Consider the following 24098-nt stretch of genomic DNA (forward strand, 5'->3'; position numbering starts at 1 on the left):
GCGATGACGGTGATCTACGGACTGGACAAGTGCGACACCTGCCGCAAGGCGCGCAACTGGCTCGCGCGATTCGGGGTGGCGCATGAATTCGTGGATTACCGCGCCCGGCCCCTGCCGCCGGAAACGCTGAAGGCCTGGGCCGCGCAGCTTGGCGGCTGGGAAAAACTGGTGAACAAGGCGTCCACCACCTGGCGGCAGCTGCCCGAGGGCCGCAAGAACCCCGGTTCGGATCCCGAATGGAGCCTGCTGGTGCGCGAGCACCCGGCGCTTGTCAAGCGCCCGGTGGTAGTGACCGACGACGGCCAAGTCAGCGTCGGTTTCACTGACAACGGATTCAAGCAGCGCTTCGGGGTGGGTAAGTGAGCGAGGTCCTGGCCCTGGCCCGCGAACTGATCGCCCGGCCTTCGGTCACGCCCGACGACGCCGGCTGCCAGGACGTGCTGGCCGCACGCCTCGCGCGCGCGGGTTTCACCATCGAGTGGCTCGATGCCGGCGAGGTGCGCAACCTGTGGGCCACGCATGGCGACGGCGGCGAAGTGTTCTGCCTGCTGGGCCACACCGACGTGGTGCCGCCGGGTCCGCGCGAGGCCTGGGACAGCGACCCCTTCGCGCCGACCGAACGCGACGGCGTGCTCTACGGCCGCGGCGCCGCCGACATGAAGGGCAGCGTCGCCGCGTTCGTGGTGGCCGCCGAACAGTTCGTCGCCGCGCATCCGGACCATCCGGGCACGCTGGCCATCCTGTTGACCTCCGACGAAGAAGGCGACGCCATCGACGGCGTGCGCCAGGTCGCGCGGCGATTCCAGGAGCAAGGCCGGCCGATCCATTACTGCATCACCGGCGAGCCTTCGTCCAAGGCGGCGCTGGGCGACCTGCTGCGCGTCGGCCGCCGCGGTTCGCTGTCCGGCCGCCTGCGGGTGAAGGGTATCCAGGGCCACGTGGCCTATCCGGAAAAAGCCCGCAACCCGATCCACCAGGCGATGCCGGCCCTGGCCGAGCTGGCGGCGCGCCAGTGGGACACGGGCTACCCGGAATTCCCGCCGACCAGCTTCCAGGTCTCGAACATCCAGTCGGGCACCGGGGCCAACAACGTCATCCCGGGCGACTGCGAACTGCAGTTCAACTTCCGCTTCAATCCCGGTTGGCAGGCCGAGGCGCTCGAGCGCGAAGTGCACGCCGTGCTCGACCGCCACGGCCTGGACTACGAACTGCACTGGCACCGCAGCGGCGAACCCTTCCTGACCGGCGAAGGCCGGCTGCGCGCGGCTGCGCGCGAGGTCATCAGGGAACAACTTGGCCGGACACCGGAAGAAAACACCGGCGGCGGCACCTCGGACGCCCGCTTCATCGCGCCACTCGGCGCCGAGGTGGTGGAGCTGGGGCCCATCAACGCCAGCATCCACAAGGTCAACGAACACGTCGCCATCGAAGAACTCGAGCGCCTCCCCGCGCTTTACCGAGCCATCGTCGAGCGCCTGCTGCTCGCCTGATCCCCCCGCAATCCCTCCCTGGTGAAGTCCTGGGTTTCCTGGCTCAGGCGGCTGCCTTGAACCAGGCTTGTTCGGTGGCCGGCGCGCTGCGCTCGGTCGCGCGCAGTTCGCGCAGCGCACCCAGTACCTTGCGATGCACCGCCTGCAGCCCGGCGTGCGGCGTCTGCCGCGTCTCGTGGTAAACCACCGCCAGCCACAGCGCCACCGAACGCTGGCGCAGCTGGATGGAGCGGTCGCGCACGCGGCCGGCCGTCACCGACGCCACCGGGCTCCAGGGCCGGTAGAGCATCGATTCATTGGTGCCATGCCAGTGCGGGTGGGGCAATACCGAGGCCGCCTGGATTTCCGCCAGGGTCTGGTCTGCCGTGGTCTTTCGCTGCGCCGCGTCCATCGCGCGCACGGCCTTGAGCACGGCCGCCGCCTGGCGCTGCAGCATCAGCTGGCGGCATTGCGCCAGCGCGGAAACGAACATATCCATCGAACCTACCTCGCCGAAAAATAATCGGTGCGGTAGATCGCTCCCCCTGACGGCGATCTCTCCGTCCCTGTTCCGGCGGAGCGCACCGGAGCAGCGCCCCGTTTATGTACCATTTAGTGACGGCTGTCAGGTTCTTGCGCTGGAAATGTGAACTAGTTCACGTTTTCGGGGCGCAGCGCCAGCACGTGCACGGCGTCGCCGGGCAGGAAGGGCGTGGCCTCGCCGCGCACCCAGGCGGCGTGGCCGGCGCCCCAGAACGGCGACATCGGGTGCCCTGACTGCCCGCCGGGCATGTGCGCGAAGCCGTCGGCTTCGTGTCCCGGCGACACCACCATGCGCTCGCTGGCGCCGAAGGCCGGCGCCTGCACTAGCGGCATGTTGCCGTCACCCGGCAGCGGCTCGGCCGGCATGCACAGCAGGCCGCGGGCCAGGCCGGGCAGGGCACCGGCCAGGGGATGGCAGATGCGCGCCGTGTTGCGTTCGCCCCAGGTGCGTTCGTCCAGCGGCCCGTGCGCTTCCAGCTGGCCGCGGATGTCCCGCGCCGCGTCGGCGAGCAGGGCTTCCCAGCTATCAAAGCGGCGCGGCAGCAGGTGCGCCGGCCGCTGCTGCACCAGCGGCCAGGCGAAAGCTTCGGCCTGCGGCAGGTCGGGCATCACGAAGTCCTCGCCCAGCGCGGCCTGGGCCGGTGCCAGCAAGCCGTTCTGGATGCGTTCGACCACCGCCAGGCGCCAGGCCCGGACAATGCGGTAGTCCACGGCGTCGACGCTGGCCCGGCCCGTCCACCGGGCGCTGGCCCTGGCCAGGGCGTCGAGGTCCGGGTCGTCGCCACGCCCGGCCTCGGCCTGCAGCAGGGCATGCCAGCGCTGCAGGAACAGCGCGCGGTCATCTCGCTGCAGGGCCAGCAGGTCGGCTTCGGTGAATTGCTCGGTGGCCTGGAGGGCGTCGCGGATTTGCCGGGCACGCGCGCCGTTCGCGTAACCGGCGTCGCCGACCAGGGCCAGCGCGTCGCCGTCCACGACCCGGGCGTTGGCGGTCCAGACGATGCCTTCGGGCGGGTCGACCAGGCTGGGGTTTTCCGTTGGCGCCAGCCAGCCGGCCCAGCGGCAGCCCTGTTCCACCCGCAGCGGCTGCTGGGGCGTGCAGTCGCCGGCACGTTCGGGCAGGCGGGCGGTCAGGCGCCAGGCGATGCGGCCCTGGCGATCGCCGATCACCAGGTTCTGGGCCGGGATGCCGGCGACGTCGGCGGCAGCCAGGCCTTCGTCGAGGTTGCCGGCACGGGCCAGTGCGGCCAGGCCGAAATCCAGCGCACCCGGCAGTTGCGCGGTCCAGCGCAAGGCCAGGGCATCGCCGTCCGCGAGATCCACGGTGATGGGTCCCCATCGGGTTTCGCGCACCTTGAGTTCGACTGGGTCCGCGCCCTTGACCTCGATCCACTCGCTGTCGGTGCGCAGCACGGCTTCGCCGCCCGGCACGCGATAGCGCAGCTTGTCGGCATCGGTGAACTCGACGCGGTAGAAGTCCAGCCAGTCGCCGTAGCTGTTGGTAAAGCCCCAGGCCACGTGGCCGTTGCTGCCGACGATCACCGCGGGGATGCCGGGCAGGGTGAAGCCGCTGACATCGACCTGCCCGCCGGGTGCCCGGGCGTCGGGGTAACGCAGGCGCGCGCGGAACCAGAGGTTGGGCGCGCCCAGGCCCAGGTGCATGTCGTTGGCGACGATGGCGCGGCCGTCGGCGGTGCGGCTGCCGGCGACGGCGAAGTTGTTGCTGCCCGGCGCGGCGGGCTCGGAGACGTCGTAGTCGGTGTCCGCGGGTGGCATCGGCAGCTGGCGCAGGTCCACCTGGTCGGGGCCGGGCAGGGCGGGGTTGTCGCGGGCCTCGCCGAACAGGGGCGCGTCCCATTCGCTGCCATCCACGGCGACCAGCGCGTATAGCGCTTCGGGCAGCACTTCCCGGATGCGCCACAGCGCCAGTTCGCGTGAGTTCGACTCGTCCTGCAGGTCGAAGAACATGGCGTAGCCGGCGAGCGCGCTGTCTTCCACGGTCCAGGGCTGCGGGTCCACGCCCAGCAGCAGGTAGGGCCAGGGGGTGTTGTCGAGCGCGACCACGCCGGCGTTCACGCCGGCGGCATAGGCTTCGAGTGCCGGCAACTGGTCGCCGGCGATGCGGCCCAGGTGCTCGGAAAGTCGCGCCCGCAGCCGGTGCACCCGCACCTGCCTGTCGCGCTCGAGCGCGATGTCGCCGAACAGCGCCGACAGTTCGCCGGCCGCCGAGCGCCGCAGCAGGTCCATTTCGAAGAAGCGCTCCTGCGCGTGCACGAAGCCCAGTGCGCGCGCCGCGTCGGTTTCGTTGGCGGCGTCGATGGTGGCGATGCCGAGCGCGTCGCGCGAGACGGTGACCGGCGCCGACAGGCCCGGCAACGTAAGTTCGCCCTCGATCTTCGCCAGGCTTCCGCGCATCGCCCAAAGCCCCGCGAACACCGCGATGACGGCGATGATCACCACGACGGCGACCACGCGGATCAGGATTCGGGCGGCCTTGCGCATGCTTGAGCTCCGGGTTCGGGACACGAAGCGCCAAGGATGGCCCATGCGCCGCCCGGCCGCCACGGGCGCTTGCGCACCCGGCCGGACCATGCCTATGCTCGGCCCATGCGCACCATCGTCGTGAACAACGCCAATAACAATAATCGTCCCCCACCGCGGGTCGACGACTAGGCGCGCTCCACAAGAAAAACTGCCCCAGTCCCGAACGGCCCGCACTGACCCCAGTGCGGGCCGTTTCCTTTTGCGCGTTTCGAATCCAAGGAGACCTGCCCATGTGTTCCATCCTCGGCGTCCACGACGCCCGGCCCGGTGCCGACCTGCGCGGCCTGCGGCCACTGGCGCTGTCACTGTCGACGCTGCAGCGGCATCGTGGTCCGGACTGGTCCGGCGTGTACGAATCCCCTGCCTGCCTGCTGGTGCACGAGCGGCTGGCCATCGTCGACCCCGCCGGCGGCGCCCAGCCGCTTCGCTCGGCCGATGGCGGGCTGGCATTGGCGGTGAACGGGGAGATCTACAACCACCGCGAACTGGCCGATGCGCTGGCTGCACCCTACGCATTCACCACCGGCTCGGACTGCGAGGTCATCAACGCGCTCTACCGGCAGGAAGGTCCGGCGGCGTTCGCCAGGCTAAACGGCATCTTCGCGTTCGCGCTGTGGGACGCCGAGGCCAGCCGCCTGCTGGTGGCGCGCGACCCGATGGGCGTCTGCCCGCTGTACTGGGGCCACGACGGCGACGGCCGCCTGTGGCTGGCCTCGGAAATGAAGGCGCTGGCGCGGCTGTGCCCGGATGTCGCCGCGTTCCCGCCGGGCCATGTCTATGACAGCCATGGCGGCGAACTGCGCTGCTTCCACGAGCGACCCTGGCGCGAGCATGCGTCCACCGTCGGCGTGACCGTCGGACCCGGCGAACTGCGCGCCGCCTTCGAACAGGCGGTGCACCGGCAGATGATGACCGACGTGCCCTACGGCGTGCTGCTCAGCGGCGGCCTGGACTCGTCGCTGGTGGCGGCCTGCGCGGCGAAGTTCGCGCGCCAGCGGGTCGAGGACGATGATCGCAGCGAGGCCTGGTACCCGCGCCTGCACAGCTTCGCGATCGGGTTGCCCGGCTCGCCGGACCTGGCCGCGGCCGAACGTGCGGCCGCGGCCCTGGGCACCGTGCACCACGGGTTCACCTATGCGTTCGACGAAGGCGTGGACGCCCTGCCCGAGGTGATCCGGCACATCGAGAGCTACGACGTCACCACCGTGCGCGCCTCCACGCCGATGTACCTGCTGGCGCGACGCATCAAGGCGATGGGCGTGAAGATGGTGCTCAGCGGCGAGGGCAGCGACGAAATCTTCGGTGGCTACCTGTACTTCCACAAGGCGCCCGACGCCCGCGCATTCCACGACGAATGCGTCCGGAAACTCGATGCCCTGCACCAGTACGACTGCCTGCGCGCCAACAAGGCGATGATGGCCTGGGGCGTCGAGGCGCGGGTGCCGTTCCTCGACCTGGGGTTCCTCGACCTGGCGATGTCGATCGACGCCGAGGCCAAGCGCTGCGGAAACGGCCGCATCGAAAAGGCGTTGCTGCGCGAGGCTTTCGTTGGCGCGCTGCCCGACGAAATCCTGTGGCGGCAAAAGGAACAGTTCAGCGACGGCGTCGGCTACGGCTGGATCGATGGCCTCAAGGCCTTGGCGGAAGCGCGCGTCAGCGACGCGATGCTGGCCGAGGCGCCGCTGCGTTTTCCGGTGAACCCGCCGGGGACGAAGGAAGCGTACTGGTACCGGGAACTCTTCGAGCGCCATTTCCCGGGCGAGGCCTGCGCGCGAACCGTTCCCGGCGGCAAGTCGATCGCGTGTTCCTCGCCGGCGGCGATCGCCTGGGACGCGGCCTTCGCCGCGGCCGCGGACCCGTCGGGTCGGGCCGTGGCCGGCGTGCACCGGGGCGCGGCCACCAACGCGGCGGCCGTCGCCTGAGCGCGGCGGGACGTCAGCGGTTGATGATGCGCGGGTCGCAGTCGCGGGTTTCGCCGGTGCTGCGGTTTTCGACGATGACCGAGTACTTCACGTCGGCCGGTCCGCTGTTGCGGTTGAAGATGTTGGCCACGCTTGCCTGGCCGCCGGCGGTGTAGGTCATCTGGTCCTGGCCTTCCCCGGAAAAGATGATGTCGCTGATGCCGTAATCGCGGCCGCCGCCCAGGCGCAGCTGGATCTTCTTGTTGCCGGTGTTGGCGGCCACCTCCACGTTGCCGGCCCCGTCGGAGCCCCCGGTGAAGACGCAGGTTTCGGGGTCGAGTTCGACCTTGAAGTCGGTGCCGCCCTGGCCCTGGGCGAGGGCGACCGGGGCGAGCAGGGCCAGCAGCAGGAGTGCGGGAACCAGGTCAGAACGTCGCATGGGCAGGTCCTCCAGTCGTTTTTTCGTCCGGCGTGAAAGCGCCGGTGAGGGTGTAGGCCGGTTCCATGCGCGGGTCGCGATACCCGGCCTGGTCCAGCACCTCCTGCAACGCGACAAGCCGCCCGGACTGGCCAAGGTTGATGGCCAGCAGTTTGCGCACCGGGTGGAACTCGAAGGTGCCCTGGGGCTGCCGGTCGAGCAGGGCGGCGGCATCTGCCCAGGTGGCGTGCGCCGCCGCCGGGTCGCCGGCGGCGGCCTGCGCGGTGCCCAGGACCTCGGCGGCGCGGGCCAGCTGCGCCAGCCACTGGGCCGAATAATCCGTTGCGGTCACCAGGTCCGACATCCGCCGGTGGGCCTGCCCGGCCGCCGCCAGGGCACCGGCGGTGTCGCCGGTGGCCAGGGCCCGCAGCGCCCGCAGCCGCAGGCCGTGGGCCAGGTCCACCACCGCCCAGGCGTTGCTGGGGTCCTGCGCGGCCAGTGTTTCCAGGCCCTCCAGCAGGGCTTGCAGATCCGCCGCCTGCGCCGGCGTCCATCGTGCCGGGGCGATGATGCCCAGCTGGGTGAGCCGGGCGCGATGGTCGCTGCGCGACCAGGAGGCGTTTTGCGGGTCGAGGGCGGTCAGGCGGGCATACATTTCCACGCCCCGCTGGATGTGGCCGGTGGCGGCGGCGACGCGGCCCAGTTCCAGTTCGGCATTGGCCTGGAAGATCAGGTTGCGGCCCAGCAGGTCGCTGGCGTGCACGTTGTCGCCGCGTTCGTGCAGGGGCTGCAGCAGCCGCGTCACCTCGGCAAAGCCGTCCCCGCCACCGGCCAGGTCGCCGTCGTCGATGCGGGTGGAACCGATCCAGGACCAGGTTTCGGCCAGTGCAATGGTCAGCCCGGGGTCGTCGGGCGACTGCGCCAGGGCCTGCTCGGTGATTTCCCGGCACAGCCCGAAGTAGGCCAATGCCGTCTTGGCATCGCCGCGCGCGCGCGCCAGGCTGCCGAGGTTGGAATAGGCGTAGGACAGTTCCAGTTCGTAGTCGGCGTCGCCCGGCTCGCGGTGGTGCAGCACAAGGCTGTGGCGCAGGTAGTTGTGCATCGCGGCTTCGGCCTTGTCGAGCTGGCCGCGCTCCCAGGCCACGTAGCCGACCCAGAATTCGGCCTGGCCCAGCTCGAACAGGTAGTCGTTGTTGCCGGGTTCGGACTCGTGCAGCTGCCGCGCCTGCGCCAGGGCCTGCTCGAACGATTCCAGCGCCGCCTCGAGCTTGCCCTGGTTGAAGCGCACGTCGCCGACCTGCTTGAACGCCACGGCGCGCGAGAGCATCTCGCCGGGCGTGCCACGCTCGCCCAGGGTGCCGAAATAGCCCATCACTTCGTCGCCGACCGAATCGAGCAGTTCCAGCCTGCCGATGGGTTCGAGCTTCTGCCGCAGGTCGCCGAGCATGAATCCGACCAGCGCTTCGGCCTGCAGGCGCCTGAGCTCCGATTCCTGCCTGGACTTGAACGCATACACCGCCAGGCCCACCGTCACCGCCGCCACCACCAGCGACAGCGCGGCGATGCTGGCCCAGAAGCGTGCCTGGCGCTGCGCGTCGCGCCGCTTGAGTTCGTCCACGCCGACGTCGAGCAGGCCTGCGGCGATCTTGAGCATGGCGTTGCGCTGGCCATCGCCGGTGGCCGTGGCGTCGGCCGCCAGCGGTTCGTGCAGGGGGGTGCCGTCGTCATCGCGCAGCAGGGCCGGCGGGAAGGCGCAATCGGCCGACCCGGGGTCGGGCTGGCCCGCGACCAGGTAGCAAAAAATCCGGTGGCCGCGGCCGGAGCGGCGGAAATGGCGGATTTCCTCGTTGACCCAGCGCGAGCCCGCCGAGGCCGGCGAACACACCACCACCAGCGCGTCGGAATCGTCCATCGCGTGGCGGATCGAATCGGACAGGTCGTGGGCCGATGCCAGTTCGTCCCGGTCGCGGAAGACGGGATAGAGCCGCGCAGGCAATTCGGGCCGGCTGGCGCGCAGCGTGGCGGGCGGCCGATAGCCTTCCAGGGCCCGCTGCAGCCAGCGCGCGGCGGGTTCATCGGCATGGCTGTAGCTGATGAAGGCGCGATAGCGCCGTGCAGGCGTCATGCGATCCCCCAGGGCGGCGCCGGGCCGGGCCGGAGCCATCCTACGCCATCAGAAGCTCGAGCCCGGCTGCTTGAGGAATTCGATCTCCTCGGCCGTGGATTCGCGGCCCAGGATCTTGTTGCGGTGCGGGTAGCGGCCGAAACGGTCGACGATGGCCTTGTGCCGGCGTTCGAAGTCGATGTTGTTGGCCGGCGCGTGTTCCCGGTAGAGCGCCTCGGCGACTTCGTGGATGCGCGCCGACTCGCTGTGCATGTAGGGCAGCAGCAGGAAACTGCGCTCGGTGGGCGTGAGTTCGGCCAGGGCGCCGGCGGCGACGGCTTCCTGCGCCAGCACCAGCGCCACCGGATCGTTGGCGAAGGCGCCCGGCGTTCCGCGGTGGATGTTGCGGGAAAACTGGTCGAGCACGATCACCTCGGCCAGGCGGCCGCGGCCATTGCCGCGCCATGCGTGCAGTTCGCCGGCCGCGGCGCGCTGCAGCAGGTCGAGGAAACGGTCGCGGATGACGGCGTCGAAGTCCGGGTCGACCTTCCACCACTTTTCCGGCGGGGTTTGTTCGAACCAGAACTGCAGGACGTCCTGTGGCGACACCGCTCAGGCCCCCGTCGGCTTGCGTTGCCAGCGCCGCCCGACCATCGCCGCCAGCGCGGTGGCCACCAGCACCGCCAGCACGCCGACGACGGCGACCCACGGCGGGTGCGGGATCATCAGCAGGTTGGCGACCACCGCGGCCAGCACCAGCGCGCCGATGACGCCGGCCAGCAAGGCGCGATGGGCGGGGGCGATGCGCGCGGCGACCAGCCCGCCGGCGTAGGCGCCGGCCGCCCAGGCGAACACCACGAACAGCAGTGCGCCGACCGGCAGCGTGGCCACCAGGGCCTTGAGCTGTTCCATGTCGCCGGGGTCGAGCCCGGCCGGCGGCGGGTACACCGCGTGGCCCAGCGATTCGATGCCGGCGACGACGAAGCCGGCCACTAGGGCGCCGGCGAACAGGGCGATCAGGTAGCGCAGGGCTTTCATGGTTGGCCTCGCAGGGTGTGAGGGCCGCACCGGACAAGGAGGGGAACGACCACGCCGGAAGTATGGCGGCTGCGCCGGGCCGCTTCCACCTTCAGCGCCGTCGCCGTCGTCGCGGGGCCAGGGTGGCCGTGGCCTGCCCCCTCAGGGCGTGAACCCCGGCGGCCATTCCGGGTGCTGGGGCAGGTTGTCGGTGATTTCGTGCCAGGGCGCCTTCGACGCCACGAAGATGTGCTCGCCCGGGCCCGACCCGGGGTGGTCGTCCAGCGTGCCGACGACGATTTCACCGACCTTGCCCTCGTGGGCGCTGGCCAGGGGCGAGCCGCACTTTCCGCAGAAGCAACGGGTCCTGCCGGGCGAGGATTCGCGATGGACCACGGCGTCTTCGCCCGTGACCCAGCGGAACTGCCCGGGCGCGATGATGCCCCAGGTGACGTAGGCGGCACCGTGGGTTTTTCGGCAGATCGAACAGTGGCAGTTGCCGACCAGTTTCAGGGGGTCGGTGATCTGGTAGCTGACTTCGCCGCAGGCACAGCTTCCTTTCAGCGTCATGGGTTGTCTCCGTTTGCAGCAGGGGATGAAGTGGGCAGGATGATGCTCGAGCGCGGACGCGCCGCGTCAGGCGGTAATCTCGCGCTTGTCGCCGGTGAAGGCGTCGAAGATGCGCCGATGGGCGTGGTAGGACCAGTCGTCGGTGCGTACGTAGTAGTCCGCCACCCAGGCCTGCAGGTTTTCCAGCATGGCGTCCTGGGCGGCCTTGGAGGCGTATTTGTGGGGCTCCCAGGGGCGCCGGCGGTTGTTGGCCAGGCAGGCTTCGAGCCCTGGGTTCAGGAACTCCAGCTGCGTGCAGTGCGCGGACGCGGCCTGCACCAGTTCGCCGTAACAGCCTTCCACGACCCAGCGCGCGTGGCCGGCAAGGAACTCCCGCAGCGAAGCCGTGATCGCCGCGGGCGGGCGCGGCACGGCCACCTGGCCCGGTTCCCAGACGATGCTGTCGAGATCGAGGTGTTCGAGCGCGTGTTGGATGGCGAGCTGCCTGGCCAGCGTGCTCTTTCCGGATCCGGAATTGCCGAAGATCAGTAGTCTCATGCGTTGCTTTCAAGTTTGGAACGAAGGCAGGCGCGGGTGCTCAGACCGGCGAGTGCTCCAGCAGCCATCGTGACAGGCGCAGCCAGGGTTCGCTGCGGATCGCCAGTATTTCGATGACGTGTACGGCGACCATGGCGCCGCCCGCCCACAGGTAGGTGGGATGCACCCGGCCCAGGGCCCGCCAGTCGCGCGCCATCACCACCAGCAGCAGCGAATCGGCCACCAGCGAGAAGGTGACGAAGGGGTCGGGCACGAATGGCATGAAATGACGAAACCGCAGCCAGGCCGGCGCCAGGGCCGAGATCGTGGCAAGCATCATCAGGCGCTTGTGGACCTCGCCCTGTTTGCGGAAATGGATGGCCGCCGCCACCAGGGCGCCGAACAGCAGCATCTCGACATGGATGTTCACCAACTGGCCCAGGACGAAGTCGTCCCCGCCCCTGGCCAGGTCGCGCCGGGTGGCATGGAAGCCTACCCAAAGACCGGACACCACCACGCCCAGGGCCACCACCGCGCCGGCGGCGCCCAGCTGGCGATGCGTGGCCAGCCGCCGCTTCTGCACCAAGGAAGCCTGCAGGATAAGCAGCAGCAGCCAGCCGAAAACAAACACCGCGTGGACGTAGATGACCAGGGGCGCCGAAAAGCTGCCCTTGGCCAGCGGTATGAAAAACGTGGTCGAGAATCCGGCCAGGGCCACGGCCATGAAGACGCAGGCCATGGACAGGAAAAACCTGCTTTTCGGAACTGGCGGCATGGCGAACACATCCTGGGTGGAAACGTGACTGCATCCAGCCGGTGTCGCAGCCGACCATGCCGGGTTGGCGCGAAGATACCACGCCCCGCGGCGGCAGCCTGGTCCGGGTAATCAAGTGGGTAGCACGCCTAGCGGATGGGCTTCATGGGCGTGGAGGATTTCGCTGTGCCTTTTTCCAGTCGTCGGTGAGCATGCCGGCGAAGCCCCAGTCGGCTTCCGCGATTTCCTGGATCACGACATGCGTGTGTTCCGGCTTCTTGCCGAGCACGCGAACCAGCGAATCGGTGATGTCCCGCACCAGCTGGGCCTTCTGTTCGCGGCTGGCGCCGGCGGTGATTTGTACGTTGACGTAGGGCATGGCTCTGGATTCCTGGGGGAGTGGCCCGGGCCGGGCGATGTTCAGGCCAGCGCGGCATCCACGGCGGCACCGACATGCAGGGCCGTGGTGTCGAGCAGGGGCACGGTGGCGTCGGTCTGGTCGACCAGCATCCCGATTTCGGTACAGCCCAGCACGATGGCCTGCGCGCCATGGGCCACCAGCGTGGCCATGATCTCGCGGTAGGCGTCGCGCGAGGCATCGCTGACCACGCCCCGGCACAGTTCGTCGTAAATGATCCGGTGCACGGTTTCGCGGTCTTCCGGCCCGGGCACGACCACCTGCAGGCCGTGTTCGTTGGTGAACCGGTCGCGGTAGAACGCCTGTTCCATGGTGAACCGCGTGCCCAGCAGGCCGACTACGGAACAACCGCGCCGCCTGGCTTCAACGCCCGTCGGGTCCGCGATATGGATGAACGGGATGGACACCGCCGCCTCGATGGCGGGCGCCACCTTGTGCATCGTATTCGTGCCCAGCAGGAAAAAATCCGCGCCGGCGGCTTCGAGCGCCCGTGCCGCGGCGGCAAGCAATTCGCCGGATTCTTCCCAGCGCCCTTCGCGCTGCATCTGCTCGATCTGCGCGAAATCCACCGAATAAAGCACGAGCCTGGCCGAATGGAAGCCGCCGAGGCGTTGTTTGACTGATTCGTTGAGCTGTCGGTAGTAGGCCAGGGTGGATTCCCAGCTCATGCCGCCGATAAGGCCGATGGTCTTCAAACTGTCTCCGGATGGATCAGGCGGCAGCGGCCGTCGGGCGGTAACCCAGCAGGCGTGCCGGCAGGAACAGCAGCGCTCGCAGCAGCGCGAACACCGCGCCTACCGCGATACCGACGGCCCGGAAGGGCAGGCTGAGCAGCCACAGCACCGGCCACGCCACCAGCACCAGCAGGGCCAGTGGCCAGGCCAGCACGAACAGCAGGCACCACAGCACGGCAACGAGCAGGGTCTTCATGGCAGGCCTCCAGGACGCAGTGGGCCGGATTCTCGCCCAAGACCGCGGGCCGGGACAGTGCCGTCCGTATACCCCGGCCGGCAAATTGCCCGCAAAATGCCAGTTATTGGCGGCCAGATTTCAGCTGCGCCGCTCCGGGCGAACGGCTCCGGCCTGGGCCGACAACAATGCCTACCTGCTGGTGGCCGGGCTGCCGATGGCGGCAACCGAGGCGGCGCAGCTGACCGTTGGATGGCTGCTGGCTGCGGGCAGTGGCTGGCCCTCGCTGGCGTTCACGGGTGGTCTGTGCGCGATTTGGCTGCTGTCGGCGGCGTTGTTCCGGCGGGCGGCTGGCTGATGTGTGCGAGTTGGGGCCTGTCGCCGGTTCCCGTTCACTGCTGGCGGCAATCCGCCCGGGACAATCCCCGCTCGGCCAGCCAGGCCGCCATGCGATCAAAGTAGCCCGGGGAGAATCGCGGCGAGCCGTCGGCGTCGTGGAGCAGGAAGGCATGGTCGGCTCCCGGGAGCACGACGACACGCTGGTCGTCACCCGGGGACGCCGCGAAGGCCCTCTCCAGCGCGGCTCGCGTCGGAACGAGCGGAACATTTTCGTCCGCGCCCGCAAGGAACCAAAGCACCCGCCCATCGAAGCGCTCCAGGTGTGGCGTTGCGGCGACTGCGAGGTTGTCTCGTGCCCAGGCCCACCAATGGGGCGACCAACGGCGGCTGATCGGACCTTCCCCAAAAGCAGTTGGGTACCAGGGTTGGTCCAGGTAGGGCGCGACCAGTGAATCCGTGGCGTCTATCGGTTCCCCCCTCATGGCGGTTTCGTAGATCTCGCGTCGCAGGTCCATGGCGTAGTCGAGGTCCCGTCCTTCCATGCCCTTGGCGCGCAGTTCCTGCCGGACTTCATGCAGCACGGTTTCAAGTTGGCTCGTGGCCGCGCCGGCCCGGAGGATGATGAAGGCGGCCCCTGGCGCCGCCATCGCGGCCCGGGGAACCACCCAGCCGGCCTGGCTGCTGCCGACGACACCGAGGCGCTTGTCGTCGAGTTCGGGTTGTGTCGCCGCCCATTGCACCGCGGCCTGGACGTCGGCCGACAGCTCGGCAAGGCCAGGTTCGCGCCAGGCGGCCCTGTCGTCGGTATAACCACGTTTGTCGTAGGCGAGGACGGCCAGGCCCTGGGCCAGGAAAAACGTCTGGTAGGGGCCGCCGTAGCGATTCACCGGCCCCGAGCCATGCACCGAAACCACCACGGGATGGGGCCCCGCGCAATCGGGGGTCAGCAGGCGGCCCTGCAGTTCGGTGCCATCCCCGGACCTGAAGCGTGCGGGGCGGGAGTGGTGCCGGTGGACGCGCGCGCCCCGGATCGGCTCGCGACCCGCCTCCATCCACACGAGCGTGTCTAGTGTCGCGTTGTCGCCGGCGACGAACTCGAGCTCCACCGCCTGGGAAGGCAGGATCGAGCGCAGGCGGGTGTCGCCTGTCCGTTCGAACAGTCCGCCCTTCCCAAGGCGCGCGGTGTCCATGTAGAGAAAGCGGCCCTTGCCGTCTTCGACGAAATAGCCGCCGGTAATCAGCTCACCCGTATCGAGCAGGAAGGATCCGTCGAATGATTCCGCGCTGGGCTTGCCAGCCGCCGGTCCTGCAAAAGCCGATAGCGCCAGCAGGAGTATCAGTACGCGCAAGACGGGGAACGGCAACAGGATAGACATGGATTCCTCCGGAAAGGGTTTCAGCGAGCAACCTTGTCCGTGTGTTGTTCCGCGATCACGACCTGGTTCCCGTCCGGGTCTTCGATGGTTGCCGTGCTCACGTCGTCGGTCCGGGTTTGCTGCCCAATAGGGATTCCCTGCTGTTCGAATTGGGCGATATGTGCGTCAAGATCCAGCACCGAGAAGGTCACAGACGAGGATCCAGCGCGCTGGGCATCTTCGAACACCTGCAGGACGCCTCCACGCGGCAGCGACCATTCGTACAACCCCGGCATGGTCTGTTGGCCCGGTATCCCGATGAGCTGGCCATACCACTTTGCTGCCGCGGTGGCGTCCGTGACCGCAATGCCGGCAAGTGCATTTTCAACAGTCATGTTCGGCTCCTTTCGTCCGGGGTCACGGCGCGGCGTGAGTAGCGCCCGACCCGGGATGCCTACTCGTCCTTCTTCAAAGCGCCCAGCGCCGCCCCGATGGCGGCACCGACAGCGATGCCAAGGGCCACGCCGACGCCGACATTGTCGAAAGCCGCGCCAAGGGCCGCGCCGATGGCCAGCCCGCTGCCGGTATAGATGCCGATCAGTCGGGAGCGGGGGTCGAGCTTTTCGTCCGGATCCATGTGCAGTGCCTCCTACGCCGGCTTGGGACTGGGGTTTCTAGTATGCACCCCGCGAGTAGGTCAGCTCGTAGCTGTGCGAATAGACCTCGAAGATGAGGCCGAACGGGTCTTCGACGTAGCACATCCGGTAGGGCTTCTCGCCAGGGTAATACTCGCGGATGGGCATGCGCTGCTTGCCGCCGTGTTCGACGATCTTCTTTACCAGGCCTTCGATGTCCGGGTCCTGGACGCAGAAGTGGAAGGTGCTGGTCCGCCAGTACTCGAACTCCTTCGGGGTCTGGTTGTTCTTGAACTCGAACATCTCGACGCCGATGCGGTCGCCGGTCGACATGTGGGCGATCTTGAACGAGCCCCAACCCTTGCCGAAGACATCGATGCACATCTGGCCGATCGGCGTGTCCGACTCTTCGGTGATCACGGTGGGCTCCATGATGGGGTACCAGCCCATCACGTCGCCGTAGAACTTCGCTGCCTTGTCGACGTCAGGAACGGAGATGCCAATGTGCGAAAAGGTCCGGGGGTAGGTTTTCATGGCTTCGTCCTGCTGGGGAGGGAGCCCCGAGTCTATCGCCATCGGTGTACGCGCACGGCGACGCGTCGATCAGCGTCGTCCGTCTTCCATCGGTCGATTCCACCCTCACCGATGAGGGCAGCCGGGCCAACAACAGGGTCTTCGCATGCCCGTTCGCATCTTGTCGATGCCCACCTCGATTCGACGCTTCCTTGTCTCCGCCCTCTTGCCCGACGTAACCCAGCAAATCCACTCGTTTCGCGCGAGAGGAGTGATATCAAGCCAAAGCGCGGCTGCAGTTGGCTCGGACTCGATGGCCTGTCGAAGATCTGAAGGCAGGTCGTGGACGGTGCCGCCTGGAGTTGTTTCGTTCTTCATGGGTCTGTCGGATCTGGAATCGGAAGCGTGCAGTTTGAATGCATAGCTAGCTTTCATGCCTCTCAAAGTGAAGTAGATCATGCCAAGTGCCTGCGACTTGGAAGCTTCGTGTCGACCTACCGAACTGAACGAATCCGTTGTGTGCCAGCACCTTGACTGAAGCAAAATTGTCAGGCCGAACTCCAGCTTCAATTCGACGTAGACGCAGCCTTCCGAAGGCCACCTCCAATACCAGCCTGACCGCCTCGCGAGCGTAACCGCGCCCATTGAACGATTGCCCTATGCGATAGCCAAGCTCCGCAGAGTGAAAGTTTTCGCGGCGTACGCGCGTCAAGTTAACCCGACCAACCAGCTCGTTCGCCGGGTTGCGAACGAGGAACTGATACGCGGAGTCAGCGCTTTCCGCGCGCTGTGACTCCCGGACGGCGGCAGCAATCCCGCCAGCTGCATAGTAGGAAGCAGGGCGCGCATTGATATGTCGCTCGAAGAATGCTCGATTCTCAAGCTCGAACTGTTCAAGCGCTTCGACGTCAGATGCTTGGATTGAGGAAAGCGAAAGCATGTGGGTATGAAACCTAACGCCTTGAGTCAAGCAGCGCCGAAGATGTCGGCTTGAATGACTGGTCAGCTGCCTTCTCGAAATTCGAGAGAATCGAATTGAGCCGATCTATTTCCTGGGAGTCCAGTGAGTCTGAGCAGTCATTCATGACTGCCGCAATCAAGTAGTACTCCGCCTCATTTCGAACGGAGCCGCGCTTAAGAATAGATTTGTATTTCCGCGAGTGGCGACGGCGAAGCTCAGTGAGCGTGACTATCCCGGCGCGCTTGAGGGCTGAGTCCAACACCTCGACCTGCTGATGATCGAAATCCTGCAATGCCTCCACCGCGTCGCTGGCTGCCTGGCGCAATCCGACCAATGCCTTTGACTTCCCGAGCGTGGCGACCATGTGCCTGCCAACATTGGTCGGGTGCATAGGGTCGGCAGGGCCAATTTTCATGAAGTGCGTGGCGTACATGTCCACGAACGCATTGAGCTCGGCATACTCCCGTTCCTTTTCGGCGGACAATGGACGAGCCATGGTTAGCAACTAACGCCTTAGTTCAGTGGCGTTTGAGGCGACGCCTGCTTTGCGGCAGCACGGCAGGTGGCGGATCAACGGCCCGCTGCAACGATTTGTTGGGCGGCAGGCCGCAAACACCCCACACACGCAAGCGCAAACAGTGCCCGATCGGTGGATGCTAGCTGTGGTCATGGCGAGCTGGAGCCGCCGAATTTTCGCCCCCAGAGGGCGGACCCAGACCATGTGGAGGCCTGCCTCGAGGCCGACCACCGCCGGGTGGCCCGCTCCGGCTGCTTGGGACAATTGCACCCATGTAGCAAGTCAAAACACCGTTGAGTTCAGGCGAGCGGGCATGATAGTGGTAGCCATATTCATCCGTTGTATGGCCGTTGCAATCGTCCAGATCACCACCTTCAATGGTGCTGTGAATGAGAAAGCCGTCCATGGCGATTGCGAATGGTGGCGCTTCGCCTTTGGCTGCGTCACCTAGCTCTCCGCAACCAGTTGCGGCATGCATGTGATAGCCCTCAAATGGATTGACGTGACCACCGCAGTCATCAAACGCGGCGATGGTATACGCTCCAAGAATGGCATCAACGGGAGCGGCAGCGTCGATGCGAACTCCATTGAAGGTTACCCCGAGTGGTGCCTGGGCTGGGATAGCAACACGTTTAGATACCGGGGAGACGGGAATCTGGACAGTGGTAGTAATTGGCTTTCCACCATCAATCCACTCCATGCGGCCTTCGACGCAGTAGTTCTCATACTCTGCGCCCACGTCAGGGCGTGCCGCTGCCTCAAAAGCCTCCTTAGTCTCAGTAACGCGTACCCGACCCTCGCCATCGTGAAGCATCCAATTGTCGTCGTTGTAGATGGTGGGCAGGTCGAGGATAAATTGGCCGGTAACCTCGTAGAGGTTCTCACCGTCGAGCCAAATGCCAACTTCGTCCTCAGTTGCCGAGGTGGTTCTGGGACAAAATGGACCCACCTGGTGATTGGTGGGTGTTCCCGATACCGTGATCTCGTAACAGGATGTGACCGTTCCGTCCGAAAGCGTGCAATCCACCGTCGCGACATCTTTCGCGAGCGCCCCTGCCATGAACAGATCAAGAGCTGAGCTCGACGCTTTGCTCTCCTGGGGATTCGCTTCTTGAGATTCGCTAGAACAGCCAGCCGATCCCGAGATTGCGAGCGTACAAATGATAATTTGTATCGGAAGTAAGATCTTCATGTTTCAAGCAACAGGTTGTTCATTTGGACAGGGTTACATAGATCGAGCTTCAAGAGTATTTCTGGACTCGCCCCTGTCAACGCATTGAGTCAAGCCGCGTGCCGGAGGCACGTAGGCTTGAATGATTGGTTAGGTTGCGAACCAGCACCACAACAGAGCACCATGACTAGTCCTTTTCAACGTGTAGTCGCCACTCAGGTGACTGCTCTGAGTATTTCCCAGAGTCGGAGTACTCAGAGATATAGCGGTACCCTTCGCTCCTGAGTGAAACGCCAAAAAAATAAGCGCTTAGGTCCCTCAAGGCCTGCTCTGGCCCAGTTACCCGCAAGACGTTTCTACCATTCCAGTCTTCGGCAGAGAAGTATTCGTTTTCGTCGTTCTGCAGTGACGTGAATAGTGTCTCGAGTTCGTCGTTTCTGGAAATCTCCACGCGTACAGACGAGTCGGTGTCAACAACAACCGCGTCTGTCGAGGCAATCGCAGATTCAACTCGTTCGGAGAGGTGTGCGTAGTCTTGCGGCAGTCCATAGACGACCAGGTCATCGATTAGACCGTTTGGTCGATAGATATGGCGGAGTTCGATAGTCAGCACCGAGCCACCTAACGCCTGAGTTAAGCTGCGTCGCGGAGCGACGTCGGATCGAACGAGTAGTTAGTGCTCATCGAATGAGAGCTCAATTGAGGTGAAGAATGGCGTCGACCATTCTCCGATGATTCCGGTCTCCTCCAGAGACTTGTGCACGCATTGGGCAAGCGGCGTATCACCCCTTCGCCAGCTCTGAGCAACTGATCCGTCAGCTTTCAGCGATAGAACAACGGTGAACGCCGACAGGTCCATACCAGGCCGAGCGCAATTTGCCATGGCCGAACTAAGCGCGTTTCCCTGAGATTCGACAAGCTTAGACATCACATGTCTTTCGATTCCCTTCTCGTTTGCATCGGCCAGATCCTTTGCCTGGTCGAAGGACATGGGGGTTGCGGCCACTTGAGTTGCCAAAAGAAGTTCCAAGAGCATCGGCGAGCCCTCCCATGAGCTCTAACGCCTTGAGTTAAGCCGCGTGCCGGAGGCACGTCGGCTTGAATGAATAGTTAGGCGACGCTAGCTCCGAAGTCCCGGGGCTGCAACACCCCAGGACTGCCCAGGGCCGAGAAAGTTTCGCTACCGAGTCTGGCCCGCGGAGCGGGACGATTGGCCAAGCCACGGCGCCACATCGAAAGTGGGCTCCAAGACTGGCCGAAGCAGGGCGCTGGGGCCTGGCCGCGTCGGCACCGAAGTCGTTGAGCTAGCGACGGGCCTAACGCCTTGAGTTTAGCCGCGCCGAAGGCGTCGGCTTCAATGACTGGTTAGGCATCATCGTCTTCGCCGTATAGGATCTGGCCAATGTGGTCCACGCAAGCCTGAAGAATAGACCTCTCCTCCTGCGTGAACTCTCCGGTGAGGGGGCGGTAATTGACCAGGGAGTCTGAGTCACTAAGCATTGCCACTCGCCCCCCTGAAGCAATTGCCAGGTGGTACCCGGCTGCAAGCACCTTGTAGTCATAGGGCAATGGTATGAGGCTACTGCGCTCGCATTGAATGAACGTTGTGTCTTTGGGAGCGTCCGCTGGCAGGCTGAATTCTTTCTCGTCACTGAGAGCGCCTACACGCATTGCAGGCAGTTCGATGAAGTCGTCGATTGCAGGCGAGAACGCAGAACAGGATTCGAGGCCTTGAGAAGCTGGCGTGTGATCGGGGTCAGGCGCGACCGGAGTTGAAGTGCAAGCTGAAGCGGGACCAGATGCGACCGGGACTGACCCGCAAGCTGAAAGGCTCGCGAGAAGTACTACGGCACTTGCGACACTGGTTCTCATGAGGCCTAACGCCTTGAGTTAAGCCGCGCCGAAGGCGTCGGCTTGAATGAATAGTTAGGCCGCATCAGTGAAAAACTCCCCAAGACTCACAAACCCCACCAAATGGCTGCATTTCTGAGCTGACGTGACGCTGCACAGATGTTACCCGCTCGTAGGTTACTGGACCAACGATCTGAAACTGCACGTAACCCTCTCCATCTGCATCCGGAGGAAACAGGGTCAATTCGCCGTACTCGGAACGGAGGATGTCCAGCGCTTCGTCGGCGGGTGGCCAGCTCTCAAAGTCCACGTTGTAGTCGACCGACCACTCTCGCGAAAAGTCGAACCCGGCCGAGGCGAGGCGATGGAAGACACCGCCATCAGCGTCATCTGGCCAATCTGCTACGAACTCACCCATGCGGCCTAACACCTTGAGTTAAGCCGCGCCGAAGGCGTCGGCTTGAATGATTGGTTAGGCGTCTGCATCGAGCAGCTCGCCCGCTTGCTGATACGAGCCCTCGGAAACCAGCGCAGCCGCCCGAGCTGCGGTGGAAATATTTGCGTCCGATATTGAAGGAAGTTCTGCCTTGGCCAATGTGCCAACTGTGTATAACGACTCCGCGAAACTTCGACGAATCTCCCGGGGAACGTCTACCGGGTTTATGTGATCGGCCACAGCTATTGATGTCGGGAGCAGGTAGAAGCTGAGAGTCGCCCTGCTCGGTGTTGCGGACATCGCGGAGACGATGAACGGTACGGCGGCCAACGACGCCGAGTAGATGTTGCCTTGGTGGTAGAGCGCGCTCCACAACGAGAACCAAGGCTCAGATTGCCAGTCGGTCTCAGCAGGGAAACTGTGAATTTGCTCCAGCCGGGCGGGTACGTCGTCCGCTAGGCCATACGCGTGGGTGAGCATATTCCAGTCTATGGGTTGCGATGGAGTCACAGGCTGACGCCTAACGCCTTGAGTTAAGCCGCGTGCCGGAGGCACGTCGGCTTGAATGAATAGTTAGGCCGCACGCCGATTGCCTATGGCCAGATCGAGCAGGATCGTTAGCACGACCAGGATTGGAAGCAACGCCAGCCACCAGTAGGAAAGCACCCAAGCTGAAGTGGAGCAAGTGAATGACGTTGCCCCAATGCAATTGCCTCGATTCCAGGCAACCAACTCGGGAAGGCCTATCCATATCACCGCAACCGATGCCACATAAAGAAGGGTGAAGATCGCGATGATTCGAGTTGCTTTACGCATACCTTCGAGTCCGATGAACGGCCTAACGCCTTGAGTTAAGCCGCGTGCCGGAGGCACGTCGGCTTGAATGAATGGTTAGGCCTTGCCGTCATGGCTCACGGCCTTGCCCTTTGAGAGCGGCTCCATGACGACAATTAGCAGCGTGGCGAGGGGGCCCAACAGGAGCGAGATAAACCACCAATTGAGCCCGCTACGACCCTTGCCTTGGGCAAGACCTGCGTTGATAAATGAGAGCGTGCCCCAACCCACGAAGAAGCCAGGAGAACCAGAACTTCCCATCTGTCACGAATCTCCTTGCATGATGGCCTAACGCCTTGAGTTAAGCCGCGCCGAAGGCGTCGGCTTGAATGATTGGTTAGGTGCCAACAAGTGGGAGTGGGCAGCTAATTGTTGAGCTAAGCCTATGCTCACCCGGGTAGCCCTTTGTAAGTGGCTCGCCTGATAGGAACCGCAGCACCGGACCAATTGCCTCCGGTGAGCCCCGAGTGCCGGCAGTGAAGCCGTCGGTCACGTCAATTACCGATTGATCCCCGGGAACGAGCGAGATTGTCTGTGAGTTCGTGCCGGAGACTGCAAGGTAATAGCGGCCCACCTCTAGCTTGACGCTGCAACATGTGCCGGCGACGAACTCAATGTGTCGTGCAGCTGGCTCGCCGCCCTTGAGGCTCCGTACTGATGTGACTCGTCCGCTGAGACTAGGGGGCCAAGCCTCATCGTTCGTTAGCTCCAGCGAGGTAAGGCGAAAGACAAAAACGTGCTCGGCGTTCTCCAAGTTCTCCGCAAAGGTTGGAACCACGGGATCTGAGCAAGCTTGCGCAAGTGTCGGAATTGCTAGGAAGCTAACCGCAAGCAGAGTTCGTAGTCCCATCTTGGCACCTAACGCCTTGAGTTAAGCCGCGCCAAAGGCGTCGGCTTGAATGATTGGTTAGGCTCGATGTCCATCAGGCGACGCATACAAATTCATGTGTGACGGAATGGTCTATCTCCCAGCCCGCGTTGCCCTTTTTGAATGTGTGGGCGTCAGACTCGCAGGCATCTTTGCCGAAGAAGCAAACTGCTGCCGAATTACCATCTCTAGACTGATACCAAAATGCCGGAGCATCATCCCTGGCCTGTGTGGGCAGCAGATCCAAGAGCTGACGGGAGTCTCCAGGAGGTGCTTTTAAGGCAATCCAATCACGGCCAATGAGCCGCTCGCAAATATTGCGAGGCATTGAGTCGTACGGGACCGGCCCACTCGCGCAGGAAGCAACTAGAAGTGGAACTCCGAAGAGAAAGCGCTTCATGGGCCTAACGCCTTGAGTTAAGCCGCGCCGAAGGCGTCGGCTTGAATGATTGGTTAGGCCGCGACCCGGCTACCAGAACCATAGCGGAACACTGCCACGACCACGGGGCCCAATGGAATAGTCGGTTTCGCCCAGATGAATCCCGAGAATCCCTTGCCTGAGCGGGGGCACCCAATCGCAGCCGATCGACAGCTCCGACGTCCCGCTAGTCTCCGAGAACGGCCAGGCACTTGGGGTTGCGGAGAGGGACACTCGTAGCTTCTGGGGAGAGACCCAGCCGCCCGACTTGTATTTGTCCGGAAGCACGGACAGGCGCGGGTCGCTTAGTGCAATTGTCCGGAACTGGCCCGCGCCGTCAGCTTCAAGCGCGTCGAGCAACGCAGCAAACGAGTCGCTGCCCTGTCGGTCGGCGCTGAAGTGCCACCCGGGATAATTGCGATTCCTCTCCGCGTACCGCCAGAGCGAAATGGAGCCAGCTTGTTTCCATGCGTCCGACTTGCGCATCACGAGCGGCCTAACACCTGAGTTAAGCCGCGTGCCGGAGGCACGTCGGCTTGAATGATTAGTTAGCCGATGGCCCCGGATTGGCAGGGGGAATCGGCGCATCCGGCATATTGTGGTCGCCATGAATGTCCGACCACGCTACAGAAATTGCACCCCCATACAAGCCCATGTGACCGAAAGACTCGGCATCGAACTGGCCGAAGATCTCGACCAGCTTCCCGTCCAATGGCGTGAGATCGTAGGGCACGCCATTATGGTTCCCATACAAGGTGAGACACCCCTTCTGACTCTTGCCCTGGTCGAATGTGCCCGGGCTGGGGCAAATAAAGTGTGCCTCGAAGCGTACTACCGCGGCCCCTCGTATCCGGACCATCTGTTGGTGGTGAGACGAGGGATTCGCCAAAATCTCGGGGATGGTGGAAAGCGGCACGCTCTCCATTGGCTCGCCAGAACCGCAGCCGAGTAACAGTGATGTTGACGCTAGAAGAAGAGTGTTTCTCACCGGCTAACGCCTTGAGTTAAGCCGCGCCGAAGGCGTCGGCTTGAATGATTGG

General features: G+C 64.8%; 30 protein-coding genes. 4 read left to right on the forward strand and 26 right to left on the reverse strand.

Translation table 11 applies throughout. The annotated features are described in order from the left end of the window. Positions 1-3 precede the first annotated feature (3 nt). Positions 4-363 carry a Spx/MgsR family RNA polymerase-binding regulatory protein gene (locus N788_RS12860; protein ID WP_034225753.1) on the forward strand — a complete coding sequence of 120 codons (360 nt, stop codon included), beginning with the start codon at positions 4-6 and terminating at the stop codon, positions 361-363. Beyond that, a complete protein-coding gene (gene dapE, locus N788_RS12865) occupies positions 360-1490 on the forward strand; it encodes a succinyl-diaminopimelate desuccinylase (RefSeq protein WP_034225755.1) in 1131 nt (376 codons plus the stop codon). Before N788_RS12860 ends, dapE begins: the two co-directional genes overlap by 4 nt. A gap of 43 nt (positions 1491-1533) precedes the next feature. Here the strand turns inward: dapE and N788_RS14115 are convergent, their stop codons facing one another. Both N788_RS14115 and N788_RS12875 read right to left on the reverse strand, forming a co-directional pair. After that, complete coding sequence (locus tag N788_RS14115; protein ID WP_152560490.1) at positions 1534-1968, reverse strand: hypothetical protein; 435 nt, start codon at positions 1966-1968, stop codon at positions 1534-1536. A gap of 152 nt (positions 1969-2120) precedes the next feature. Then, positions 2121-4511 (reverse strand): penicillin acylase family protein, encoded by a 2391-nt coding sequence (locus N788_RS12875; protein WP_034225757.1) that lies wholly within the window; start codon positions 4509-4511, stop codon positions 2121-2123. A gap of 272 nt (positions 4512-4783) precedes the next feature. Here N788_RS12875 and asnB point away from each other — a divergent pair, with 272 nt between their 5' ends. Beyond that, on the forward strand, positions 4784-6475 hold the full coding sequence (gene asnB, locus N788_RS12880; RefSeq protein WP_034225760.1) for an asparagine synthase B: 1692 nt from the start codon (positions 4784-4786) through the stop codon (positions 6473-6475). A 13-nt stretch (positions 6476-6488) separates the two neighbouring features. On the opposite strand, the gene N788_RS12885 is transcribed toward asnB, so the two are convergent. The 10 genes from N788_RS12885 to N788_RS12930 form a co-directional block, all read right to left on the reverse strand. After that, a complete protein-coding gene (locus tag N788_RS12885; protein ID WP_034225763.1) occupies positions 6489-6893 on the reverse strand; it encodes a hypothetical protein in 405 nt (134 codons plus the stop codon). Beyond that, positions 6880-8997 carry a TIR domain-containing protein gene (locus N788_RS14120; protein ID WP_051924654.1) on the reverse strand — a complete coding sequence of 706 codons (2118 nt, stop codon included), beginning with the start codon at positions 8995-8997 and terminating at the stop codon, positions 6880-6882. Before N788_RS14120 ends, N788_RS12885 begins: the two co-directional genes overlap by 14 nt. Before the next feature lie 48 nt (positions 8998-9045). Then, on the reverse strand, positions 9046-9585 hold the full coding sequence (locus N788_RS12895) for a DUF924 family protein (protein WP_034225765.1): 540 nt from the start codon (positions 9583-9585) through the stop codon (positions 9046-9048). A gap of 3 nt (positions 9586-9588) precedes the next feature. After that, positions 9589-10014 carry a hypothetical protein gene (locus N788_RS12900; protein WP_034225768.1) on the reverse strand — a complete coding sequence of 142 codons (426 nt, stop codon included), beginning with the start codon at positions 10012-10014 and terminating at the stop codon, positions 9589-9591. Positions 10015-10155: 141 nt separating this feature from the next. Continuing rightward, complete coding sequence (locus N788_RS12905; RefSeq protein WP_034225772.1) at positions 10156-10563, reverse strand: GFA family protein; 408 nt, start codon at positions 10561-10563, stop codon at positions 10156-10158. A gap of 66 nt (positions 10564-10629) precedes the next feature. Beyond that, a complete protein-coding gene (locus tag N788_RS12910; protein WP_034225775.1) occupies positions 10630-11100 on the reverse strand; it encodes a P-loop NTPase family protein in 471 nt (156 codons plus the stop codon). A 40-nt stretch (positions 11101-11140) separates the two neighbouring features. Continuing rightward, positions 11141-11818 carry a hypothetical protein gene (locus N788_RS14125; RefSeq protein WP_051924655.1) on the reverse strand — a complete coding sequence of 226 codons (678 nt, stop codon included), beginning with the start codon at positions 11816-11818 and terminating at the stop codon, positions 11141-11143. Between the two features lie 178 nt (positions 11819-11996). Beyond that, the gene (locus N788_RS12920) at positions 11997-12212 is read right to left on the reverse strand and encodes a tautomerase family protein (protein WP_034225778.1); all 216 of its coding nucleotides are present in this window, start codon (positions 12210-12212) and stop codon (positions 11997-11999) included. A gap of 41 nt (positions 12213-12253) precedes the next feature. Further along, a complete protein-coding gene (locus tag N788_RS12925) occupies positions 12254-12946 on the reverse strand; it encodes an aspartate/glutamate racemase family protein (RefSeq protein ID WP_034225780.1) in 693 nt (230 codons plus the stop codon). A 16-nt stretch (positions 12947-12962) separates the two neighbouring features. Further along, complete coding sequence (locus tag N788_RS12930) at positions 12963-13181, reverse strand: hypothetical protein (RefSeq protein WP_034225782.1); 219 nt, start codon at positions 13179-13181, stop codon at positions 12963-12965. 106 nt (positions 13182-13287) lie between these two features. Here N788_RS12930 and N788_RS12935 point away from each other — a divergent pair, with 106 nt between their 5' ends. Further along, positions 13288-13518 (forward strand): hypothetical protein, encoded by a 231-nt coding sequence (locus N788_RS12935; RefSeq protein WP_034225785.1) that lies wholly within the window; start codon positions 13288-13290, stop codon positions 13516-13518. Between the two features lie 34 nt (positions 13519-13552). Here N788_RS12935 and N788_RS14130 read toward each other — a convergent pair whose 3' ends face one another. The 14 genes from N788_RS14130 to N788_RS12970 form a co-directional block, all read right to left on the reverse strand. Beyond that, entirely contained in the window at positions 13553-14875 is a 1323-nt protein-coding gene (locus N788_RS14130) for an alpha/beta hydrolase family protein (RefSeq protein WP_051924656.1), read from the reverse strand. A gap of 20 nt (positions 14876-14895) precedes the next feature. After that, the gene (locus N788_RS12945) at positions 14896-15249 is read right to left on the reverse strand and encodes a VOC family protein (RefSeq protein ID WP_034225788.1); all 354 of its coding nucleotides are present in this window, start codon (positions 15247-15249) and stop codon (positions 14896-14898) included. 59 nt (positions 15250-15308) lie between these two features. Further along, the gene (locus N788_RS12950; protein WP_034225791.1) at positions 15309-15491 is read right to left on the reverse strand and encodes a glycine zipper domain-containing protein; all 183 of its coding nucleotides are present in this window, start codon (positions 15489-15491) and stop codon (positions 15309-15311) included. Positions 15492-15528: 37 nt separating this feature from the next. Then, on the reverse strand, positions 15529-16023 hold the full coding sequence (locus N788_RS12955; protein ID WP_034225794.1) for a lactoylglutathione lyase family protein: 495 nt from the start codon (positions 16021-16023) through the stop codon (positions 15529-15531). Positions 16024-16128: 105 nt separating this feature from the next. After that, a complete protein-coding gene (locus N788_RS15205) occupies positions 16129-16461 on the reverse strand; it encodes a YdeI/OmpD-associated family protein (RefSeq protein ID WP_211250729.1) in 333 nt (110 codons plus the stop codon). Next, positions 16427-16942 (reverse strand): GNAT family N-acetyltransferase, encoded by a 516-nt coding sequence (locus N788_RS14460; RefSeq protein WP_084696052.1) that lies wholly within the window; start codon positions 16940-16942, stop codon positions 16427-16429. Before N788_RS14460 ends, N788_RS15205 begins: the two co-directional genes overlap by 35 nt. Before the next feature lie 13 nt (positions 16943-16955). Next, positions 16956-17447 (reverse strand): hypothetical protein, encoded by a 492-nt coding sequence (locus tag N788_RS12960; protein WP_034225796.1) that lies wholly within the window; start codon positions 17445-17447, stop codon positions 16956-16958. Between the two features lie 172 nt (positions 17448-17619). Next, entirely contained in the window at positions 17620-18672 is a 1053-nt protein-coding gene (locus N788_RS14765; RefSeq protein WP_152560491.1) for a YHYH protein, read from the reverse strand. A gap of 166 nt (positions 18673-18838) precedes the next feature. Next, positions 18839-19264 (reverse strand): hypothetical protein, encoded by a 426-nt coding sequence (locus tag N788_RS14770; RefSeq protein WP_152560492.1) that lies wholly within the window; start codon positions 19262-19264, stop codon positions 18839-18841. Positions 19265-19324: 60 nt separating this feature from the next. After that, positions 19325-19642 (reverse strand): hypothetical protein, encoded by a 318-nt coding sequence (locus N788_RS14775; RefSeq protein ID WP_152560493.1) that lies wholly within the window; start codon positions 19640-19642, stop codon positions 19325-19327. Between the two features lie 945 nt (positions 19643-20587). Further along, positions 20588-20920, reverse strand: a complete 333-nt coding sequence (locus N788_RS14465; RefSeq protein ID WP_084696053.1) for a ribonuclease E inhibitor RraB — start codon at positions 20918-20920, stop codon at positions 20588-20590. 54 nt (positions 20921-20974) lie between these two features. After that, positions 20975-21418, reverse strand: a complete 444-nt coding sequence (locus tag N788_RS12965) for a hypothetical protein (RefSeq protein ID WP_051924657.1) — start codon at positions 21416-21418, stop codon at positions 20975-20977. Positions 21419-21829: 411 nt separating this feature from the next. Continuing rightward, positions 21830-22033, reverse strand: coding sequence for a hypothetical protein (locus tag N788_RS15120; RefSeq protein WP_084696054.1), 204 nt, complete (start codon positions 22031-22033; stop codon positions 21830-21832). 1569 nt (positions 22034-23602) lie between these two features. Then, positions 23603-23974, reverse strand: a complete 372-nt coding sequence (locus N788_RS12970; RefSeq protein WP_152560494.1) for a hypothetical protein — start codon at positions 23972-23974, stop codon at positions 23603-23605. Between the last annotated feature and the right edge of the window lie 124 nt (positions 23975-24098).

It is taken from the genome of Arenimonas donghaensis DSM 18148 = HO3-R19, from assembly GCF_000743535.1.
Taxonomy (GTDB): Bacteria; Pseudomonadota; Gammaproteobacteria; order Xanthomonadales; family Xanthomonadaceae; genus Arenimonas; species Arenimonas donghaensis.

Bases quoted from the DNA above. Each gene is read 5' to 3' on its own strand.
- N788_RS14130 (WP_051924656.1), bottom strand. From the start codon at position 14,875: ATGTCTATCCTGTTGCCGTTCCCCGTCTTGCGCGTACTGATACTCCTG.
- N788_RS12900 (WP_034225768.1), bottom strand. From the start codon at position 10,014: ATGAAAGCCCTGCGCTACCTGATCGCCCTGTTCGCCGGCGCCCTAGTG.
- N788_RS12860 (WP_034225753.1), top strand. From the start codon at position 4: ATGACGGTGATCTACGGACTGGACAAGTGCGACACCTGCCGCAAGGCG.
- N788_RS12905 (WP_034225772.1), bottom strand. From the start codon at position 10,563: ATGACGCTGAAAGGAAGCTGTGCCTGCGGCGAAGTCAGCTACCAGATC.
- N788_RS12930 (WP_034225782.1), bottom strand. From the start codon at position 13,181: ATGAAGACCCTGCTCGTTGCCGTGCTGTGGTGCCTGCTGTTCGTGCTG.
- N788_RS12920 (WP_034225778.1), bottom strand. From the start codon at position 12,212: ATGCCCTACGTCAACGTACAAATCACCGCCGGCGCCAGCCGCGAACAG.
- asnB (WP_034225760.1), top strand. From the start codon at position 4,784: ATGTGTTCCATCCTCGGCGTCCACGACGCCCGGCCCGGTGCCGACCTG.
- N788_RS15205 (WP_211250729.1), bottom strand. From the start codon at position 16,461: ATGATCTACTTCACTTTGAGAGGCATGAAAGCTAGCTATGCATTCAAA.
- N788_RS12950 (WP_034225791.1), bottom strand. From the start codon at position 15,491: ATGGATCCGGACGAAAAGCTCGACCCCCGCTCCCGACTGATCGGCATC.
- N788_RS14460 (WP_084696052.1), bottom strand. From the start codon at position 16,942: ATGCTTTCGCTTTCCTCAATCCAAGCATCTGACGTCGAAGCGCTTGAA.
- N788_RS12875 (WP_034225757.1), bottom strand. From the start codon at position 4,511: ATGCGCAAGGCCGCCCGAATCCTGATCCGCGTGGTCGCCGTCGTGGTG.
- N788_RS14465 (WP_084696053.1), bottom strand. From the start codon at position 20,920: ATGGGTGAGTTCGTAGCAGATTGGCCAGATGACGCTGATGGCGGTGTC.
- N788_RS12955 (WP_034225794.1), bottom strand. From the start codon at position 16,023: ATGAAAACCTACCCCCGGACCTTTTCGCACATTGGCATCTCCGTTCCT.
- N788_RS12885 (WP_034225763.1), bottom strand. From the start codon at position 6,893: ATGCGACGTTCTGACCTGGTTCCCGCACTCCTGCTGCTGGCCCTGCTC.
- N788_RS12945 (WP_034225788.1), bottom strand. From the start codon at position 15,249: ATGACTGTTGAAAATGCACTTGCCGGCATTGCGGTCACGGACGCCACC.
- N788_RS14765 (WP_152560491.1), bottom strand. From the start codon at position 18,672: ATGAAGATCTTACTTCCGATACAAATTATCATTTGTACGCTCGCAATC.
- N788_RS14115 (WP_152560490.1), bottom strand. From the start codon at position 1,968: ATGGATATGTTCGTTTCCGCGCTGGCGCAATGCCGCCAGCTGATGCTG.
- N788_RS15120 (WP_084696054.1), bottom strand. From the start codon at position 22,033: ATGGGAAGTTCTGGTTCTCCTGGCTTCTTCGTGGGTTGGGGCACGCTC.
- N788_RS14125 (WP_051924655.1), bottom strand. From the start codon at position 11,818: ATGGCCTGCGTCTTCATGGCCGTGGCCCTGGCCGGATTCTCGACCACG.
- N788_RS12965 (WP_051924657.1), bottom strand. From the start codon at position 21,418: ATGCTCACCCACGCGTATGGCCTAGCGGACGACGTACCCGCCCGGCTG.
- N788_RS14120 (WP_051924654.1), bottom strand. From the start codon at position 8,997: ATGACGCCTGCACGGCGCTATCGCGCCTTCATCAGCTACAGCCATGCC.
- N788_RS14775 (WP_152560493.1), bottom strand. From the start codon at position 19,642: ATGTCCTTCGACCAGGCAAAGGATCTGGCCGATGCAAACGAGAAGGGA.
- N788_RS12910 (WP_034225775.1), bottom strand. From the start codon at position 11,100: ATGAGACTACTGATCTTCGGCAATTCCGGATCCGGAAAGAGCACGCTG.